Annotated in this window: 14 protein-coding genes; 9 read left to right on the forward strand and 5 right to left on the reverse strand. The window is 73.5% G+C overall.

Annotated features, from left to right (window positions below):
- Positions 1 to 240 precede the first annotated feature (240 nt).
- The 5 genes from ACZ3ZD_RS14820 (at position 241) to rbsD (ending at position 6098) form a co-directional block, all read left to right on the forward strand.
- A complete protein-coding gene (locus ACZ3ZD_RS14820; RefSeq protein ID WP_467396727.1) occupies positions 241 to 1278 on the forward strand; it encodes a LacI family DNA-binding transcriptional regulator in 1038 nt (345 codons plus the stop codon).
- Positions 1275 to 2792, forward strand: coding sequence for a sugar ABC transporter ATP-binding protein (locus ACZ3ZD_RS14825; protein ID WP_467396729.1), 1518 nt, complete (start codon positions 1275 to 1277; stop codon positions 2790 to 2792). Before ACZ3ZD_RS14820 ends, ACZ3ZD_RS14825 begins: the two co-directional genes overlap by 4 nt.
- Positions 2782 to 4731 carry an ABC transporter permease/substrate-binding protein gene (locus tag ACZ3ZD_RS14830; protein ID WP_467396731.1) on the forward strand — a complete coding sequence of 650 codons (1950 nt, stop codon included), beginning with the start codon at positions 2782 to 2784 and terminating at the stop codon, positions 4729 to 4731. Before ACZ3ZD_RS14825 ends, ACZ3ZD_RS14830 begins: the two co-directional genes overlap by 11 nt.
- Positions 4732 to 4809: 78 nt before the next feature.
- Positions 4810 to 5712 carry a ribokinase gene (locus tag ACZ3ZD_RS14835; protein WP_467396733.1) on the forward strand — a complete coding sequence of 301 codons (903 nt, stop codon included), beginning with the start codon at positions 4810 to 4812 and terminating at the stop codon, positions 5710 to 5712.
- Entirely contained in the window at positions 5709 to 6098 is a 390-nt protein-coding gene (gene rbsD, locus ACZ3ZD_RS14840; RefSeq protein WP_467396735.1) for a D-ribose pyranase, read from the forward strand. The genes ACZ3ZD_RS14835 and rbsD overlap by 4 nt, the downstream gene beginning before the upstream one ends.
- Positions 6099 to 6282: 184 nt before the next feature.
- On the opposite strand, the gene ACZ3ZD_RS14845 is transcribed toward rbsD, so the two are convergent.
- The 3 genes from ACZ3ZD_RS14845 to ACZ3ZD_RS14855 are packed head-to-tail and all read right to left on the reverse strand — an operon-like array spanning position 6283 to position 9415.
- Positions 6283 to 7083, reverse strand: coding sequence for a sugar phosphate isomerase/epimerase family protein (locus ACZ3ZD_RS14845; protein ID WP_467397192.1), 801 nt, complete (start codon positions 7081 to 7083; stop codon positions 6283 to 6285).
- A 32-nt stretch (positions 7084 to 7115) separates the two neighbouring features.
- The gene (locus ACZ3ZD_RS14850; protein WP_467396736.1) at positions 7116 to 8267 is read right to left on the reverse strand and encodes a dihydrodipicolinate synthase family protein; all 1152 of its coding nucleotides are present in this window, start codon (positions 8265 to 8267) and stop codon (positions 7116 to 7118) included.
- A complete protein-coding gene (locus tag ACZ3ZD_RS14855; protein WP_467396738.1) occupies positions 8264 to 9415 on the reverse strand; it encodes a Gfo/Idh/MocA family protein in 1152 nt (383 codons plus the stop codon). Before ACZ3ZD_RS14855 ends, ACZ3ZD_RS14850 begins: the two co-directional genes overlap by 4 nt.
- A 223-nt stretch (positions 9416 to 9638) precedes the next feature.
- On the opposite strand from ACZ3ZD_RS14855, the gene ACZ3ZD_RS14860 reads away from it, so the two are divergent.
- The 4 genes from ACZ3ZD_RS14860 to ACZ3ZD_RS14875 all read left to right on the forward strand — a co-directional run bounded on the left by ACZ3ZD_RS14860 (position 9639) and on the right by ACZ3ZD_RS14875 (position 14418).
- On the forward strand, positions 9639 to 10685 hold the full coding sequence (locus ACZ3ZD_RS14860; RefSeq protein ID WP_467397195.1) for a LacI family DNA-binding transcriptional regulator: 1047 nt from the start codon (positions 9639 to 9641) through the stop codon (positions 10683 to 10685).
- Between the two features lie 113 nt (positions 10686 to 10798).
- Entirely contained in the window at positions 10799 to 11395 is a 597-nt protein-coding gene (locus ACZ3ZD_RS14865; RefSeq protein WP_467396740.1) for a dihydrofolate reductase family protein, read from the forward strand.
- 73 nt (positions 11396 to 11468) lie between these two features.
- The gene (locus tag ACZ3ZD_RS14870) at positions 11469 to 12269 is read left to right on the forward strand and encodes a sugar phosphate isomerase/epimerase family protein (RefSeq protein WP_467397197.1); all 801 of its coding nucleotides are present in this window, start codon (positions 11469 to 11471) and stop codon (positions 12267 to 12269) included.
- Positions 12270 to 12588: 319 nt separating this feature from the next.
- Positions 12589 to 14418, forward strand: a complete 1830-nt coding sequence (locus ACZ3ZD_RS14875) for a glycoside hydrolase family 3 protein (protein ID WP_467396742.1) — start codon at positions 12589 to 12591, stop codon at positions 14416 to 14418.
- Positions 14419 to 14434: 16 nt separating this feature from the next.
- Here the strand turns inward: ACZ3ZD_RS14875 and ACZ3ZD_RS14880 are convergent, their stop codons facing one another.
- Positions 14435 to 14842, reverse strand: coding sequence for a hypothetical protein (locus ACZ3ZD_RS14880; protein ID WP_467396744.1), 408 nt, complete (start codon positions 14840 to 14842; stop codon positions 14435 to 14437).
- Positions 14843 to 14954: 112 nt separating this feature from the next.
- Complete coding sequence (locus ACZ3ZD_RS14885; protein WP_467396746.1) at positions 14955 to 18683, reverse strand: ABC transporter ATP-binding protein; 3729 nt, start codon at positions 18681 to 18683, stop codon at positions 14955 to 14957.
- Positions 18684 to 18781: the final 98 nt, after the last annotated feature.

Below are 18781 nucleotides of genomic sequence, written 5' to 3' on the forward strand. Positions count from 1 at the left end.
CACATGAGCCGGCCGACGTCGGCGCGGTTGCCGCCAGCCGGGCCGGCGGCCGCGGGATGCCCCCGTGCAGTCCGGACAGAGCGCGCCTCGTCCCCGCCGCACCCGCAGCGTCCCGCCCCCATCACGATTGGGTTTCGGCCACCCTCCGCCTCTTGCCCGGCCCTCGTGTAATCGATTCCAATCCTTCCTGAGCCCAGGGATGTAATCGATTCCACGAGTCACGAGGAGGTGGCGCCGGCGATGGCGGGTATCAAGGATGTCGCCGCTGCGGCGGGGGTGTCCGTGGCCACCGTGTCGCGGGTGCTGAACGGGCATCCGTCCGTCAGTGCCGAGGCGCGGGCCCGGGTGCTGGGGGCCGTGGCGGAGCTGGGGTACCGGCCCAACGCCGTCGCCCGGTCGCTGCGGACCGATCAGACGCACACCCTCGGGCTCGTCATCAGCGACGTGCTGAACCCCTACTTCACCGAGCTGGCCCGGTCCGTCGAGGAGGAGGCGCGGGCCCTCGGGTACAGCGTGATCATCGGCAACGCCGACGAGCGGCCGGAGTTGCAGGACCACCACGTGCGCAACCTGCTCGACCGGCGGATCGACGGGCTGCTGGTGTCGCCCACCGACGGCGGGTCGCCGCTGATGCTGGACGCGGCCCGGGCCGGGACCCCGATGGTGTTCGTCGACCGGTGGATCCCGGGGCTGGACGTCCCCGTGGTCCGGGCCGACGGGCGCGCGGCCGTACGGGATCTCGTCGCCCACCTGTACGGGCTCGGGCACCGGCGGCTCGCCATCATCGCCGGGCCCGCCGCCACCACGACCGGCAGTGAGCGCGTCGAGGCCTTCCGGGCCGCCCTGGCCGAGTACGGGCTCCTCCTCCCGGACGTCTACATCGGGCAGGGCGACTTCCAGGCCGAGAGCGGGCGGCGGGTCACCGAGGGGTTCCTGGAGCTGCCGGAGCCGCCGGAGGTCGTGTTCGCGGCCGACAACCTCATGGCGCTCGGCGCGCTGGACGCCGTACGCGCGCGCGGGCTGCGCGTGCCGGACGACATCGCGCTGGCCGCGTTCGACGACATCCCCTGGTTCGTGCACACCGACCCGCCGGTCACCGCGATCGCCCAGCCCACCGGTGAGCTGGGGCGGGCCGCCGTACGCGCCCTGGTCGACCGGATCGAGGGGCGTGCCCCGACGTCCGTCACGCTGCCCGCGCGGCTCGTCGTGCGCCGCTCGTGCGGTGAACCGGTCATTCCCCGACCGACCCCCTCCCCAGTGCAAAGGAGCACGTCGTGAGCAACCCGGACGAGTTGCTGCGCATCGAGGGCATACGCAAGACCTTCCCCGGCGTGGTCGCGCTCGACGGCGTCGACTTCGATCTGCGCCGGGGTGAGGTCCATGTGCTGCTCGGTGAGAACGGCGCCGGCAAGAGCACGCTGATCAAGATGCTCTCCGGGGCCTACACCCCCGACACCGGCCGGATCCTCGTAGGCGGCCGGGAGGTGCGCATCCACGGTGCGCAGGACTCCGAGCGGCTCGGGATCGCCACCATCTACCAGGAGTTCAACCTGGTGCCCGATCTGACCGTCGCCGAGAACATCTTCCTGGGGCGGCAGCCGCGCCGCTTCGGGGTGATCGACCGGAAGCGGATGGAGGCCGAGACCGAGACGCTGCTGAAGCGGGTCGGGGTCGCCGTCTCGCCCCGCGCGCGGGTGCGGGAACTGGGCATCGCGCGGCTGCAGATGGTCGAGATCGCCAAGGCGCTCAGCCTCGACGCACGCGTGCTGATCATGGACGAGCCGACCGCCGTGCTCACCTCGGAGGAGGTGGAGAAGCTCTTCGCCATCGTGCGGTCGCTGCGCGCGGACGGTGTGGGGGTCGTGTTCATCACCCATCACCTGGAGGAGATCGCCGCCCTGGGGGACCGGGTCACGGTCATCCGGGACGGGCGGAGCGTGGGCCAGGTGCCCGCTACCACGCCCGAGGACGAGCTGGTGCGGCTGATGGTGGGGCGGTCCATCGAGCAGCAGTACCCGCGGGAGCGGCCGGAGAAGGGCGCCCCGCTGCTGTCCGTCGAGGGGCTCGGCCGGGACGGTGTCTTCCACGACGTGAGTTTCGAGGTGCACGCCGGTGAGGTCGTCGGCATCGCGGGCCTCGTGGGCGCCGGGCGGACGGAGGTCGTCCGGGCGGTGTTCGGCGCCGACCCGTACGACCACGGGACCGTGCGGGTCTCCGGCACGCGGGTCAGGCGGCACGACGTGAACGCGGCGATGGCGGCCGGGATAGGGCTCGTACCGGAGGACCGCAAGGGCCAGGGGCTGGTGCTGGACGCCTCCGTGGAGGAGAACCTGGGGCTGGTCACGCTGCGGGCCGCGACCCGGGCGGGGCTCGTGGACCGCAAGGCGCAGTACGCCGCCGCCGAGCGGATCGCCGGGCGGCTGAACGTGCGGATGGCGGGCCTCGGGCAGCGGGTGCGGACCCTGTCCGGCGGCAACCAGCAGAAGGTCGTCATCGGCAAGTGGCTGCTGGCCGACACCAGGGTGCTGATCCTCGACGAGCCGACGCGCGGGATCGACGTCGGCGCCAAGGTCGAGATCTACCAGCTGGTCAACGAACTGACGGCCGCCGGGGCCGCCGTACTGATGATCTCCAGCGATCTGCCCGAGGTGCTCGGCATGAGCGACCGGGTGCTGGTCATGGCCCAGGGCCGGATCGCCGGTGAACTCTCCGCCGAGGAGGCCACGCAGGACGCGGTGATGTCCCTCGCCGTCAGCACTCCCACCGAGAAGGAGGCCCCCCGTGGCCACTGACACGCTCAAGAGCACGACGGGCGCGGGTGGCGCCCCGGGCGGCCTGCGCCGGCTGCTCCTCGACAACGGCGCGCTCACCGCGCTGATCGTCCTCGTCATCGCCCTGTCGGCGCTGTCCGGCGACTTCCTGACGACGGACAACCTGCTGAACATCGGCGTCCAGGCGGCCGTGACGGCGATCCTCGCCTTCGGTGTGACGTTCGTGATCGTCTCCGCGGGCATCGACCTGTCCGTCGGCTCGGTGGCCGCCCTGTCGGCGACCGTGCTGGCCTGGAGCGCCACCCAGCACGGTGTGCCGGTCGTGCTCGCGGTGCTGACGGCGGTCGCCACGGGTGTCGCCGCCGGCCTGGTGAACGGTTTCCTCATCGCCTACGGCAAGCTGCCGCCGTTCATCGCGACGCTGGCCATGCTGTCGGTGGGCCGCGGTCTGGCGCTGGTGATCTCCCAGGGCTCCCCCATCGCCTTCCCGGACTCGGTCTCCCACCTCGGGGACACCCTCGGCGGCTGGCTGCCGGTACCGGTGCTGGTCATGGTGGTGATGGGGCTGCTCGCCGCGTTCGTGCTGGGGCGGACGTACATCGGCCGGTCCATGTACGCGATCGGCGGCAACGAGGAGGCAGCGCGGCTGTCGGGCCTGCGGGTGCACCGGCAGAAGCTCGCCATCTACGCCCTGTCCGGTGTCTTCGCCGCCGTCGCGGGCGTGGTGCTGGCGGCCCGGCTGTCCTCGGCGCAGCCGCAGGCCGCCGACGGTTACGAGCTGGACGCGATCGCCGCGGTCGTCATCGGCGGTGCCTCGCTGGCCGGCGGCACCGGCAAGGCGTCCGGCACGCTGATCGGCGCGCTGATCCTGGCGGTGCTCCGCAACGGCCTCAACCTGCTGTCGGTGTCGGCGTTCTGGCAGCAGGTCGTGATCGGTGTCGTGATCGCGCTGGCGGTGCTGCTGGACACCGTGCGCCGCAAGGCCGGGGCGACCCCGGTGGCCGCCGGCGCGGGCGGGCCGAAGGGCCGGCAGGCGGTGACGTACGCGCTGGCCGCCGTGGTCACCGTGGCCGTCGTCGGCGCCACCTCGTTCCTGCACGGCGGTTCCCCGGCGTCCGCGAAACCGAAGCTGGGTCTGTCGCTGTCCACGCTGAACAACCCGTTCTTCGTGCAGATCCGGGCGGGCGCCGAGGCCGAGGCGGAGAAGCGGGGCGTGGACCTGACCGTCACCGACGCCCAGAACGACGCCTCCCAGCAGGCGAACCAGCTGCAGAACTTCACCAGTTCCCGGCTGGGCGCGATCATCGTCAACCCGGTGGACTCGGACGCGGCGGGCAACTCCGTCAAGGCCGCCGACAGGGCGGGCATCCCGGTCGTCGCCGTCGACCGCGGTATCAACAAGGCGTCCGTGGACACCCTGGTGGCCTCGGACAACGTCGCCGGTGGCGAGCTGGCCGCGAAGACCCTGGCGCAGAAGCTGGGCGGCAGGGGGAAGATCGTCGTCCTGCAGGGCCAGGCGGGCACGTCGGCGGCGCGGGAGCGGGCGGCCGGGTTCGCCCGGGGCCTCAATGCCTACCCGGGCATCCGGGTGCTGGCCCAGCAGCCCGCCGACTTCGACCGCACCAAGGGCCTCGACGTGATGTCGAACCTGCTGCAGGCCCACCCGGACGTGCAGGGCGTCATCGCCGCCAACGACGAGATGGCCCTGGGCGCGGTCAAGGCGCTCGGCTCGAAGGCGGGCCGGTCGGTGCAGGTGGTCGGTTTCGACGGCACCCCGGACGGGCTGAAGGCGGTCGAGGGCGGCACGCTGTACGCGTCCGTCGCCCAGCAGCCCTCGCAGCTGGGGCGGATCGCCGTGGACAACGCCCTGAAGGCGGTCCGCGGCCAGAAGGTGGAGCCGACGGTGAAGGTGCCGGTGAAGGTGGTCACGAAGGACAACGTGGCCGGCTTCGGCGGCTGACACGGACGGACGGGCGGGCGGCCTTCCGGGGTTTCTCCGGGGCGCCCGCCCGACGCCCTCTCTCAGGGGAGTCAACTGATGTACGACTACGACCTTCTGGTCGTGGGCTCGGCCAACGCCGACCTGGTGATCGACGTCGAGCGGCGGCCGGCGGCCGGCGAGACGGTGCTGGGCGGCGACCTGTCCGTGCACCCGGGCGGCAAGGGCGCCAACCAGGCGGTCGCCGCCGCCCGGCTGGGTGCCGGTACGGCCCTGCTGGCGCGGGTCGGCGACGACGGACACGGCCGGCTGCTGCTCGACTCCCTGCGCGCGGCCGGGGTCGACACGGTGGGGGTGCTGGTGGGCGGGGCCCCGACGGGGGTGGCGCTGATCACCGTGGACCCTTCCGGTGACAACAGCATCGTGGTGTCGCCGGGCGCCAACTCCCGTCTGCTGCCCGGGGACGTGCGGGCGGCGACGAGCCTCTTCCACGCCTCCCGGGTGGTGTCGGCGCAGCTGGAGATCCCGCTGAAGACGGTCGTGGAGGTGGTGCGGAACCTGGCGCCGGGCAGCCGCTTCGTGCTGAACCCGTCGCCGCCGCGGGAGGTGCCGGCGCAGGTGCTGGCGGCCTGTGACCCGCTGATCGTGAACGAGCACGAGGCGCGGGTGCTGCTGGGCGCCGCCTGTGTCAGCGAGGACCCGGCCGACTGGGCCCGGCTGCTGCTGGCCAAGGGCCCGCGCTCGGTGGTGGTGACGCTGGGCGCGCGGGGGGCGCTGGTGGGCGACGCCTCGGGGGTGGTCCCGGTGCCGTCGGTGCGGGTGGCCGCGGTGGACACCACCGGTGCCGGGGACGCGTTCACGGCGGCCCTGGCCTGGCGGCTGGGCACGGGTGCGGCGCTGGTGGAGGCGGCGGCGTACGCGGCCCGGGTCGGCGCGGCGGCCGTGACGAGGCGGGGCGCGCAGGAGTCGTACCCGACGGCGGCGGAGGTGGACGCGCTGTGAGGAAGGCGGGGATCCTCAACCGGCACCTGGCCGGTGCGCTGGCCGAGCTGGGCCACGGGCACGAGGTGCTGGTCTGCGACGCGGGCATGCCGATACCCGAGGGGCCGCGGGTCGTGGACCTGGCGTTCCGGGCCGGGGTGCCGTCGTTCGCCGAGGTGCTGGACGGTCTGCTGGCCGAACTGGTGGTGGAGGGCGCCACGGCGGCGCGGGAGGTGCGGGCGGCGAATCCGGCGGCGGCCGGGCTGCTGGCGGACCGCTTCCCGGAGCTGGTGCTCGTCCCGCACGAGCGGTTGAAGGAACGGTCGGCCGGGGCCCGGCTGGTCGTCCGCACCGGGGAGGCCCGGCCGTACGCGAACGTGCTGCTGCGCTGCGGGGTGTTCTTCTAGCCGGTCGCCGCGGACGTTCCGAGGGGGTGTGTCCGGGCCCACGGGCCCGGACACACCCCCTCGCTCTCCCCTCCCCGCCGGAACCCGCACCCCCCCCGGGTCCCCCGTGGTTCCGACGTCAGGTACGACACGGCGGGCGGCGGAATGGTTGCACCCGCTTCCGCGGTTTCCTCCGCGCGGCCCGCTAGCGGATCACGTGCTCCACGAACCGCTGTGCCGTCCGGGCGAGGACCTCCCGGCCGTCCTCGGCCCACAGACCCTCGTTGAACAGCTCGACCTCGATGGGCCCGGTGTAGCCGGCGGCCTCCACGTACCCCTTCCACTCGCGCAGGTCGATCGAGCCGTCGCCGAGCTGGCCGCGGCCGTTGAGGACGCCCTCGGGCAGCGGGGTGGTCCAGTCGGCGAGCTGGAAGGTGTGGATCCGGCCGGCCGCGCCCGCGCGGGCGATCTGGACGGGCGCCTGGTCGTCCCACCACACGTGGTACGTGTCCACGGCCACCCCGACCTGGTGGGCGGGGAAGCGTTCGGCGAGGTCCAGGGCCTGGGCGAGGGTGGAGACCACGCAGCGGTCGGCGGCGTACATGGGGTGCAGGGGCTCGATGGCGAGCCGTACCCGGTGGTCGGCCGCGTAGGGGGCGAGGACGGCGAGGGCGTCCGCGATGCGTTCCCGGGCGCCGCGCAGGTCCTTGCTGCCCGCAGGAAGGCCGCCGGAGACCAGGACGAGGGTGTCCGTGCCGAGCGCGGCGGCCTCGTCGACGGCCGCGAGGTTGTCGGCGAGGGCCGCGGCACGCTCGGCGGGGTCGGTCGCCGTGAGGAAGCCGCCCCGGCACAGGGTCGTCACCGTCAGGCCCGCGTCGCGGACCAGCTCGGCGGTCGCCGCCAGGCCGTACGCCCGGACCGGCTCCCGCCACAGGCCGACCCGGCCGATACCCAACCCGGTGCAGGCGTCGACCAGTTCGGGCAGGGACAGCTGCCTGACCGTCATCTGGTTGACGGAGAAGCGCGCGAGGTCCGTGCTCACCGGTCCACCCCGTAGACGCTCAGCAGGCTCTTCATCCGCTCCTCGGCCAGCTTGGGGTCGGGGAACAGACCGAGGGAGTCGGCGAGTTCGTAGGCGCGGGCGAGGTGGGGCAGGGAGCGGGCCGACTGGTGGCCGCCGACCATGGTGAAGTGGCTCTGGTGGCCGGCGAGCCAGGCGAGCAGGACCACGCCCGTCTTGTAGTAGCGGGTGGGGGGCTGGAACAGGTGGCGGGACAACAGCACGGTCGGGTCGAGGAGTTCGCGGAAGCCCGGGACGTCCCCGGTGTCCAGGGCCCGTACCGCCCGGGCGGCGAGCGGTCCCAGCGGGTCGAAGACGCCGAGCAGGGCGTGGCTGAAGCCCTGGCCGTCGCCCGCGATCAGCTCGGGGTAGTGGAAGTCGTCGCCCGTGTAGCAGCGCACGCCCCGCGGCAGCCGCCGTCTGAGGTCGACTTCGCGCCGCGCGTCCAGCAGGGAGATCTTGACGCCGTCGACCTTGTCGGGGTGCGCGGCGATGACGTCGAGGAAGGTCTCGGTGGCCGCGTCCAGGTCGGCCGAGCCCCAGTAGCCCTCCAGGGCCGGGTCGAACATCGGGCCGAGCCAGTGCAGGATCACCGGTTCGCCGGCCTGGCGCAGCAGATGGCCGTAGACCTCCAGGTAGTCCTCGGGGCCCCGCGCCGCCGCGGCCAGGGCGCGGGACGCCATCAGGACGGCCTGGGCGCCGGCCTCCTCCACGACCGCGAGCTGTTCCTCGTACGCGGCCCGGATCTGCGCGGGGCCGCCCCCGGCGAGCTGGTCGGTGCCGACGCCGCAGGCGATACGGCCGCCGACGGCGCGTGCCTCGGCCGCGCTGCGCCGGATCAGCTCGGCGGCGCCCGCCCAGTCCAGGCCCATCCCGCGCTGGGCGGTGTCCATGGCCTCGGCGACGCCGAGCCCGTGGGACCACAGGTGGCGGCGGAAGGCGAGGGTGGCGTCCCAGTCGACGGCGGCGGGCGAGTCGGGGGAGACGTCGGCGTACGGGTCGGCGACGACGTGGGCCGCGGCGAAGACCGTACGGGAGGTGAACGGGGTGGCGGCCGAGAAGGCGAGCGGCTCGGTGCGGGGCTCGTAGGCGCGCAGGGTGCCGTCCGCCGCGGGGAGGTGGAGGGTCACAGGGCGATCTCCGGTACGTCGATGCGGCGGCCCTCGGCGGAGGACTTCAGGCCCAGTTCGGCGAGTTGCACGCCGCGGGCGCCGGCCAGCAGGTCCCAGTGGTAGGGGGCGTCGGCGTACACGTGCTTGAGGAACAGCTCCCACTGGGCCTTGAAGCCGTTGTCGTACGCGGCGTTGTCGGGCACCTCCTGCCACTGGTCGCGGAAGACCTCGGTGGCGGGGATGTCCGGGTTCCACACGGGCTTGGGGGTGGTGCTGCGGTGCTGGACGCGGCAGCGGCGCAGACCGGCGACGGCCGAGCCCTCGGTGCCGTCGACCTGGAACTCCACGAGTTCGTCGCGGTGGACGCGGACCGCCCAGGAGGAGTTGATCTGGGCGACCGCGCCGCCCTCCAGCTCGAAGACGCCGTAGGCGGCGTCGTCGGCGGTGGCGTCGTAGGGCTTGCCCTGTTCGTCCCAGCGCTGGGGGATGTGGGTGGTGGCGAGGGCCTGGACGGACTTCACGCGGCCGAACAGCTCGTGCAGGACGTACTCCCAGTGCGGGAACATGTCGACGACGATGCCGCCGCCGTCCTCGGCCCGGTAGTTCCAGGAGGGGCGCTGGGCGGGCTGCCAGTCGCCCTCGAAGACCCAGTAGCCGAACTCGCCGCGCACGGAGAGGATCCGGCCGAAGAAGCCGCCGTCGACGAGCCGCTTCAGCTTCAGCAGGCCCGGCAGGAAGATCTTGTCCTGGACGACGCCGTGCCTGACGCCCTTGTCGTGGGCGAGGCGGGCGAGGGCGAGGGCGCCGTCGAGGCCGGTGGCGGTGGGCTTCTCGGTGTAGACGTGCTTGCCGGCCTCGATCGCCCGGGTGAGGGCCTCCTCGCGGGCGGAGGTGACCTGGGCGTCGAAGTAGATGTCGACGTCCGGGTCGGCGAGGACGGCGTCCAGGTCGGTGGAGACGTGGTCGAGGCCGTGCCGGTCGGCGATCTCGCGCAGGGCGTGTGCGCGGCGGCCGAGCAGGATGGGTTCGGGCCAGAGCACGGTGCCGTCGCCGAGGTCGAGGCCGCCCTGTTCGCGCAGGGCGAGGATCGACCGGACGAGGTGCTGGCGGTAGCCCATGCGCCCGGTCACACCGTTCATGGCGATGCGCACCGTCTTGCGTGTCACGTGAGTCCCCTTCGTGGGCCGGTGTGGCAAGGTTTAGCAAGCGCTTTCTATCCTAGAGAAGCTAACCTCTGGACGTGGTCTGTACAAGACCGTGTCCGCTTCGAGTTGTTCGAGGGGGCGAACAACCGGGGGTCGTCGCCTTAAGGTCTGCTCGGAACCAGGACGTGTGCCCGGCTGTCTACGTGGGCGTACGACATGACGCGTGACCCCGGAGGACGACGAGATGACGGTGACCCTGGCGGACGTGGCGGCCCGCGCCCAGGTCTCGCCCGCGACGGTGTCGCGCGTGCTCAACGGCAACTACCCGGTCGCCGCGTCCACGCGCGAACGGGTGCTGCGGGCGGTGGACGAGCTGGACTACGTCCTCAACGGTCCCGCCAGCGCGCTCGCCGCGGCCACCTCCGACCTGGTCGGCATCCTCGTCAACGACATCGCCGACCCGTTCTTCGGGATCATGGCGAGCGCGATCCAGGCCGAGATCGGCGGGCCGGGCGGCCGCGCGGGCGGCGAGCGGCTGGCGGTCGTCTGCAACACCGGCGGCTCCCCCGAGCGCGAACTGACCTATCTCACCCTGCTCCAGCGGCAGCGGGCCGCGGCCGTGGTGCTGACCGGCGGGGCCGTGGAGGACGCGCCGCACGCGGCGGCGGTCGCCGGGAAGCTGCGCAGGCTCGCGGAGGCCGGCACCCGGGTGGTGCTGTGCGGGCGCCCGCCGGCACCGGACACCGAGGCCGTCGCGCTCACCTTCGACAACCGGGGCGGCGCCCGCGAGCTGACCGACCACCTGATCGGCCTCGGCCACCGCCGGCTCGGATACATCGCCGGCCCCGAGGAACGCACCACCACCCGGCACCGGCTGGAGGGCCACCGCGACGCCCTCCTCGCGGCGGGCATCCAGGAGGACCCGCGCTGGACCGTCCACGGCCGCTACGACCGCCGGTCCGGTCACGAGGCCACGCTGGAACTGCTGCGCCGGGACCCCTCCCTGACGGCGATCGTCGCCGCGAACGACTCCGTCGCGCTCGGCGCGTGCGCCGCCCTGCGCGAGTCCGGCCTGCGCATCCCCGAGGACGTCTCGGTGGCCGGCTTCGACGACCTGCCGTTCAGCATCGACGCGGTCCCGTCCCTCACGACGGTCCGCCTCCCCCTGTCGGAGGCGGGAGCCCGGGCCGGCCGCATCGCCATGGGCCGGGAGGAACCGCCCCCCGGGAACATCGCCTCGGTCCGGGGCGAGTTGATGGTCCGGGGATCCTCGGGGGCGCCGCGGGGGTGAGGGGGCGGGGCCCGGGGTGGCCGTCGCGCCGTCTTCCCGGTGGCCGATGAGTTCTCCCGCCGCCGGGTGTCTTCATCGTCGTCAGCAACCCACACGAGCCGAGGAGCGAACCCATGCGTGTCGTCGTTACCGAGTTCATCAGTCTTGACGGAGTCGTGCAGGCGCCGGGTGGCGCGCAGGAGGACACGGACGGGGGGTTCGCGCACGGGGGATGGTCGCACCCGTTCTTCGATCCCGAGGTGATCGGCGGGGCGTTCGCCGCGGGCCTGGAGCGGGCCGAGGCGCTGCTGTACGGGCGGCGGACGTATCTGACGATGGCCGCCGCGTGGCCCGAGCGGGCCGGGGACCCCTTCGCCGACCGGCTCAATTCGATGCGCAAGTACGTCGTGTCCGACACCCTCGGGGACGACGAGGCGAGCTGGGAGAACACCGTACGGATCCCGGGTGCCCGGGCCCTGGACGAGGTGCGGGAGCTGCGGGCCGCCGAGGGCGGGGATCTGGCGATCATGGGCAGCCCCACGCTGGTGCGGGCGCTGATCGCGGCCGGCCTGGTGGACGAGTTGCAGCTCGTGGTCATGCCGGTGCTGCTCGGCGGCGGCAAGTCGGTCTTCCCGGCGGACGGCGGCAAGCGGACCTGGGAGCTGGTGTCGTCGACCCCCGCGAAGACCGGTGCGCAGGTGAACGTGTACCGGCCGGCCCGGCAGGTGTAGGAGACGCCGAGTCCGGTAACTCCTGGGGTGCGGGGGAAGAAGCGAGCAGCGAGGAGCGAGTAGGTCCGTGACCATGAAGTTGGCGTTCTCCACCCTCGGTGTTCCCGGCCTGCCCGTCCCGGAGGTCATCGGGCTGGCGACCACCCACGGCTACCACGGCGTCGAACTGCGCGCCCACCCCGAGGAGCCGGTGCACCCGGGCCTGGCGCCCGCCGAACGCGCCGAGACCGCGGCCCTCTTCCGGAGCGCCGGCGTCGAGGTGCTCGGCGTCGCCGGGTACGCGCGGGTCGCCGCCCCCGGCGAGGACGCGCCGGTGCTGGCGGAGATCCGGGACCTGCTCCGCCTCGCCGCCGACCTGGGTGCGCCCTTCGTCCGGGTCTTCCCCGGCGCGGATCCGGACCGGCCCCGCGAGGAGTCGGAGGCGATCGCCGCCCGGCGGCTCGGCACCGCCGCCGAGGACGCCTCCGCGCTGGGCGTGCGGATCCTGCTGGAGACCCACGACTCGCACCCCACGGGCGCCGACGCGATTCGCGTCCTCGGCCCGGTCGGACACCGGCAGGTGGGCGCCCTGTGGGACGTGATGCACACGTGGCTGGGCGGTGAGCAGCCGTCGGAGACGTACGCGGCCCTCGCCCCGCACCTGGGCTACGTCCAGGTCAAGGACATCGCCTCGGCCGAGGACACCACCCCGCTGCCGCTCGGCGCGGGGGTGCTGCCGCTCACCGAGTGCGTGGACGTGCTGACCCGGCAGGGCTGGGACGGCTGGCTGTGCTGGGAGTACGAGAAGCGCTGGTACGAGGGGGCCGCCCCGCTTCCGGGCCTGCTCGGCGCCGGCCGCGAGCACCTGGCGCGGCTGCTGGGAGAGGCGGCCTGACCGGAGCCCCGCACGGGGAATTCCGATGGCGGCCGCACGGGACCGCGGCTAATCACCCCAGGTGATCACGCCGCCGGGGCCGTGCGCCCGCCCGCGCTCATGAGCCTCGTCCGCTTGCGGATGGACGTACGACCGCTGCGCACCTCCCCCGTCTTCCCGGGACGAGGCGTGAGTGCCCGGGTGCCGGACGCGCCCCGGGAATGCGGGGGTCGCGGGCGCTTCCTGGTTACTGTGCATTCCCTTGACGGAAAGAAACTTCCCGGATATTGGTGACTCCTCGGAAGTTTCCTTCAGCGGTTCTCCTCTGGAAGGAGCGCACGTGCACGACACCAGCACGGCAGGCAAGGGAAACACCGTACGGCCGTCCAGACGTGCCGTCCTCGCCGCCACCGCGGGCCTCACCGCCGCGCTGACGGTACCGGCGACCGCCCACGCCGCCTCCGGGGAGCGCCGGCTGCGCGCCCTGATCTCCCGCATGTCCCTGGAGGAGAAGGTCGGCCAGCTGTTCGTGATGCGGGTCTACGGCCACTCCGCCACCGCCCCCGACCAGGCCGACATCGACGCCAACCTCCAGGAGATCGGCGTACGCACCGCCGCCGAGCTGGTCGCGAAGTACCGCGTCGGCGGCATCATCTACTTCACCTGGGCGCACAACACCCGGGACCCGCACCAGATCGCCGACCTGTCCAACGGCATCCAGCGGGCCTCGCTGGACCAGCCGCGCGGTCTGCCGGTGCTCATCGCCACCGACCAGGAGCACGGGGCGGTGTGCCGGGTCGGCGCGCCCGCCACGCTCTTCCCCGGTGCCATGGCGATCGGCGCGGGCGGCTCCCACTCCGACGCGCGCGCCCTCGGCCGGATCTCGGGCGCCGAGCTGCGCGCGATGGGCATCAACCAGGACTACTCCCCCGACGCGGACGTGAACGTCAACCCGGCCAACCCGGTGATCGGCGTGCGCTCCTTCGGCGCCGACCCGGACGCGGTCGCCGAGCTGGTCGCCGCCGAGGTGGGGGGCTATCAGGCGGCCGGGGTCGCGGCGACCGTCAAGCACTTCCCGGGCCACGGGGACACCGCCGTCGACAGCCACTACGGCTTCCCGGTCATCACGCACAGCCGGGAGCTGTGGGAGCGGCTGGACGCGGTGCCGTTCCGGGCCGCGATCCGGGCGGGCGTCGACTCGGTCATGACCGCGCACATCCAGTTCCCGGCCCTGGACGACTCCGGCGACCCGGCGACCCTCTCGCACCCGATCGTCACCGGCATCCTGCGCGGGGAACTCGGCTACGACGGGGTCGTGATCACCGACGCCCTCGGCATGCAGGGCGTGCGCACCAAGTACGGCGACGACCGGGTGCCGGTGCTCGCGCTGAAGGCCGGTGTGGACCAGCTGCTCAACCCGCCGTCGCTTCAGGTGGCCTGGAACGCGGTGCTGAAGGCGGTGCGGGAGGGCGAGCTGACCGAGGCCCGGCTGGACGAGTCGGTCCTGCGCATCCTGCGGCTGAAGGCCCGGCGCGGACTCCTCGACGATCCCTGGGCCGACCCGGCGGCCCTCGACGGCACGGTGGGCACCAGGTCCCACCTGGCGAGGGCGGACCGCATGGCCGAACGCACCACCACCCTGCTGGTCAACGAGGACGGCACCCTGCCCCTCGACCGCCGCCGGCAGCGCAGGCTCCTGGTCGTCGGCGCCGACCCGGCCTCCCCGTCCGGCACCACCGGGCCCCCCACCGGTGTCCTGGCCGCCGCCCTCACCGAGCTGGGCTTCACCGCCACGGCCCTGCCCACCGGCACCGCGCCCGGCGCGGCGGACGTCGACAGGGCGGTGGCCGCGGCCCGGGACGCGGACGCGGTGGTCGTGGCCACCTACAACGTGACCGCGTCCAGCGGCCAGCGCACCCTGGTGGACCGCCTGCTGGGCACCGGCAGGCCGGTGGTCGCGGTGGCCGTCCGCAACCCGTACGACATCGCCCAGCTGCCCTCCGTCCCGGCCTGCGTGGCCACCTACTGCTGGACGGACGTGGAGCTGCGTGCCGCCGCACGGGTGCTGGCGGGCCGGGTGAGGCCGCGCGGGAAGCTGCCGGTGCCGGTCCAGCGGGCCGACGACCCGGCCCGGGTGCTGTACCCGATCGGGTACGGGCTGACCTACTGACCCGCGGTCACACCGCTCAGCACAGGGACCAGCCGGAGCTGACCGAGTACCGGCCCACGGCACCCCTGAACCAGACGCAGCGGTGGCCGGCGTGCACGGTGACCGGGCCGGCGTGATAGCGGAAGCGGCCGCTGTCGACGACGGGCCGGTTGCCGCGGGCCTGCACGCTGACCGACATGGTCCGGGCGGCGCCGGGGTCCTTGGCCACGGTGACGGCGCAGACGTAGCCGTTGCGCTCGTAGACGTGGACGGCCCCGGTTCTGAACGGCAGGGTCTTCACCTCCCGTCCGGCGCAGTCACCGGCCGGCCCGGCCGCCTGTGCGGCCCCCGTCGCCGTGAGCGTGAACGCCCCGGACACGGCCAGCACGGCCGCGCCGAGCACCAGTCGCCTGCGCAGTCGCCGGCCTATCGCACCACTGTCCACTCTCGTCCTCCCCGTATGCGGACACGCTCCCCCGTAGCCCGTACTGATGTACGGACGCACGGGTGTATCGGATGGTTGCACGACCGTCAGCGACACACTTCAGCCGGGGCCCTCAGCGGGACGCGCCGACCGGCTCCTCCGGCTCGGACCGGCCGACGAAGGTCCGCCACAGCTCGGCGTACCGGCCGCCGCCGGCCAGCAGCTCCTCGTGGGTGCCGTCCTCCGCGACCCGGCCGCGGTCCATCACCACCACCCGGTCCGCGCGGGCCGCGGTGGTGAGCCGGTGCGCGACGACCAGCGTGGTACGGCGGCCCGCCAGCCGGTCGGTGGCCTGGTTGACCTGGGCCTCGGTGGCCAGGTCCAGGGCGGCCGTGGCCTCGTCCAGCAGCAGGATGTCCGGGTCGACCAGCTCGGCGCGGGCCAGCGCGATCAGCTGGCGCTGCCCGGCGGAGAGGTTGCGGCCCCGCTCGGCGACCTCGTGCAGGTAGCCGCCCTCCAGGGTGGCGATCATCTCGTGCGCGCCGACCGCCCGGGCCGCCGCCTCCACCTCGGCGTCGGTGGCGTCGGGGCGGCCGTAGGCGATGGCGTCGCGGATCGTGCCCGGGAAGAGGTACGCCTCCTGGGGCACGACCCCGAGCCGGTGCCGGTAGGCGGTGAGGTCCAGGGCGCGCAGGTCCGTGCCGTCGGCGGTGACCCGCCCGGCGGTCGGATCGTAGAACCGCGCGACCAGCTTGACCAGGGTCGACTTGCCGGCGCCCGTCTCGCCGACGAACGCGACGGTCTGCCCGGCCGGGATCGTCAGGTCGATGCCGGACAACGCCTCCTCCTCGTCGCCGTACGCGAAGTGCACGCCCTCGAAGGCGATGTCCCCGCGCAGGGAGAGCACGTCGAGGGGTGCGTCGGCGGACCGGGTGGACGTCGGCTCGCGCAGCAGCTCCTGGATGCGGCCCAGCGAGACCGTGGCCTGCTGGTAGCCGTCGAAGACCTGGGAGAGCTGCTGTACCGGCGCGAAGAACAGGTCGATGTAGAGGAGGTAGGCCACCAGGGCGCCCGTCGTCAGCGTGGCCGCCTCCACCCGGCCCGCGCCCGCGATCAGCACGGCCGCCGCGGCGACCGAGGACAGCAGCTGCACGAACGGGAAGTAGACCGATATCAGCCACTGGCCGCGGATACGGGCGCGCCGGTAGTCGTCGCTGCGCTCGGCGAACCGGCGTCCGCCGTCCCGTTCGCGCCGGAAGGCCTGCACGATCCGCAGCCCGGCCACGGTCTCCTGGAGGTCGGCGTTCACCGTGGAGACCCGCTCGCGGGCCAGTTCGTACGCCTTCACGCTCACCCGGCGGAAGAAGAAGGTGGCCACGACCAGCGGGGGCAGGGTGGCGAAGACGACCAGGGCGAGCCGGAGGTCGAGCACCAGCAGGGCGACCATGATGCCGAAGAAGGTGACGACCGAGACGAACGCGGTGACCAGGCCGGTCTGCAGGAACGTGGAGAGCGCGTCGACGTCCGTCGTCATCCGGGTCATGATCCGGCCGGTCAGCTCGCGCTCGTAGTAGTCCAGGCCGAGCCGCTGGAGCTGCGCGAAGATCTTCAGCCGCAGCGCGTACAGCACCCGCTCGCCGGTACGGCCGGTCATCCGGGTCTCGCCGATCTGCGCGGCCCACTGCACGAGCACGGTCAGCAGGCCGAGCAGGGCCGCCGCCCAGACCGCGCCGATGGCCATCCTCGTCACGCCCGAGTCGATGCCGTGCCGGATCAGCACCGGCAGCAGCAGGCCCGCGCCCGCGTCCACGGCGACCAGCAGCAGGCTGACCAGCAGGGGCGCCCCGAAGCCGCGCAGCAGGCGGCGCAGACCGTAGGAGTCCTCGGGCAGGACCGCGCGGCCCTCGTCGATGTCCGGGGTGTCGGTGGCCGGGGGCAGCGCCTCCACCTGGGCGAGCAGCTCCGGGCCGGCCGGGGTGCCGGACAGGGCCGCGTCCCCGGCGTCCTTCGGTCCGCGGGCGCCCGTCCACAGCCGGGGGGTCACCCCGCGCTCGGCGTCGAACTCGGCGTCCAGCTCGTCCCGGACGGAGGTGTCCTCCCGGGGCTCGGCCTGGGGGGCGTGGCCCGGGGAGACCCCGCCCAGCTCGTCGGGGTCGGTGAGCAGCCGGCGGTAGAGGGCGGATCGCTCCTGGAGTTCCTCGTGGGTGCCGACGTCGGCGAGCCGGCCGCCGTCGAGGACGGCGATGCGGTCGGCGAGGTTCAGGGTGGAGCGGCGGTGGGCGATGAGCAGGGTCGTACGGCCCCGCATCACGTGCCCCAGCGCCTCGTGGATCTCGTGCTCGACCCGGGCGTCCACGGCCGAGGTGGCGTCGTCCAGGACCAGCAGGCGGGGGTCGGTGAGCAGGGCGCGGGCGAGCGCGACGCGCTGGCGCTGGCCGCCGGAGAGGGTCAGGCCCTGCTCGCCGACCGTGGTGTCGTAGCCGTCGGGCAGCTCCCTGATGAAACGGTCCGCCTGGGCGGCGCGGGCGGCGGCCTCGATCTCCTCCCGGGTGGCGTCGGGGCGGCCGTAGGCGATGTTGTTGCGGACGGTGTCGGAGAAGAGGAACGAATCCTCCGGGACGAGGCCGATGGCGGCCCGCAGCGAGTCGAGGGTCAGCTCGCGCACGTCGTGGCCGCCGACGAGGACGGCGCCGTGGGTGACGTCGTAGAAGCGCGGCAGGAGCAGGGAGAGGGTGGACTTGCCGGAGCCGGAGGAGCCGACGACGGCGAGGGTCTCGCCGGGCCGGATCTCGAAGCTGAGCCCTTGCAGCACGGGGCGCTCGTGGTCGTAGCCGAAGGTCACGTCGTCGAACTCGACGGTCGCGGGCGCGTCGGCGGGGAGGGTCTTGGTGCCGTCCCTCAGGGAGGGCTCGGTGTCGATCAGCTCCAGGACGCGTTCGGTGCCGGCCCGGGCCTGCTGGCCGACCGTGAGGACCATGGCGAGCATCCGGACCGGTCCCACGAGCTGGGCCAGGTAGGTGGAGAAGGCGACGAAGGTGCCGAGCGTGATGTGGCCGCGCACGGCCAGCCAGCCGCCGAGGGCCAGCATGGCGACCTGGCCGAGCGCCGGTACGGCCTGGAGGGCCGGGGTGTACCTGCTGTTCAGCCGTATGGTGCGCAGGCGGGCCGCGAAGAGCCGGCGGCCGACCTCGCGCAGCTTGTTCGTCTCCTGGTCCTCCTGTCCGAAGCCCTTCACCACGCGGACACCGCTCACCGCGCCGTCGACCACGCCGGCCACGGCGGCGGCCTGGGCCTGGGCGTACCAGGTGGCGGGGTGCAGCCTGCTGCGGCTGTGCCGGGCGATCCAGCCGAGGGCGGGCGCGACGGCCAGGGCGATCAGGGTCAGCGGCAGCGACAGCCACGCCATGATCACCAGGGAGATCAGGAAGAGCAGGACGTTCCCGATGGTCATCGGGAGCATGAAGAGCAGGCCCTGGATCAGCTGGAGGTCGCTGGTGGCGCGGCCGACGACCTGCCCGGTGGACAGCTCGTCCTGGCGGCGGCCGTCGAGCCGGGTGATCGTGCCGTACATCTCGGTCCGCAGGTCGTGCTGGACGTCCAGGGCGAGCCGGCCGCCGTAGAAGCGGCGGATGTAGGTCAGGGCGTAGACGAGGAGGGCCGCGCCGACGAGGGCGCCGGCCCAGGGGGCCATGGCGCGGGTGCGGGTGCCGATCACGTCGTCGATGATCACCTTGGTGATCAGCGGGACGACGGCCAGGACGGCCATGCCGGCGAGGGACGAGCCGAGGGCCAGGACGACGTCCTTCGGATACCGCCAGGCGTAATCCGCCAGGCGCCTGGCCCATCCCCGTTGCGTTGCCACGCCGGTGCCTTCCGTTCGACCTGCTCTACCGGAAGACACCAACGCGTTCGGCGGCCGATTTCATCCCGCCGTAACAAGGGCGGGAGGGGGCGGAGCGG

Source organism: Streptomyces sp. NPDC023481, from assembly GCF_055560195.1.

Coding starts and splice junctions, on each gene's coding strand:
- ACZ3ZD_RS14820 (WP_467396727.1), top strand. CDS start 241: ATGGCGGGTATCAAGGATGTCGCCGCTGCGGCGGGGGTGTCCGTGGCC.
- ACZ3ZD_RS14835 (WP_467396733.1), top strand. CDS start 4,810: ATGTACGACTACGACCTTCTGGTCGTGGGCTCGGCCAACGCCGACCTG.
- ACZ3ZD_RS14865 (WP_467396740.1), top strand. CDS start 10,799: ATGCGTGTCGTCGTTACCGAGTTCATCAGTCTTGACGGAGTCGTGCAG.
- ACZ3ZD_RS14845 (WP_467397192.1), bottom strand. CDS start 7,083: ATGACGGTCAGGCAGCTGTCCCTGCCCGAACTGGTCGACGCCTGCACC.
- ACZ3ZD_RS14860 (WP_467397195.1), top strand. CDS start 9,639: ATGACGGTGACCCTGGCGGACGTGGCGGCCCGCGCCCAGGTCTCGCCC.
- ACZ3ZD_RS14870 (WP_467397197.1), top strand. CDS start 11,469: ATGAAGTTGGCGTTCTCCACCCTCGGTGTTCCCGGCCTGCCCGTCCCG.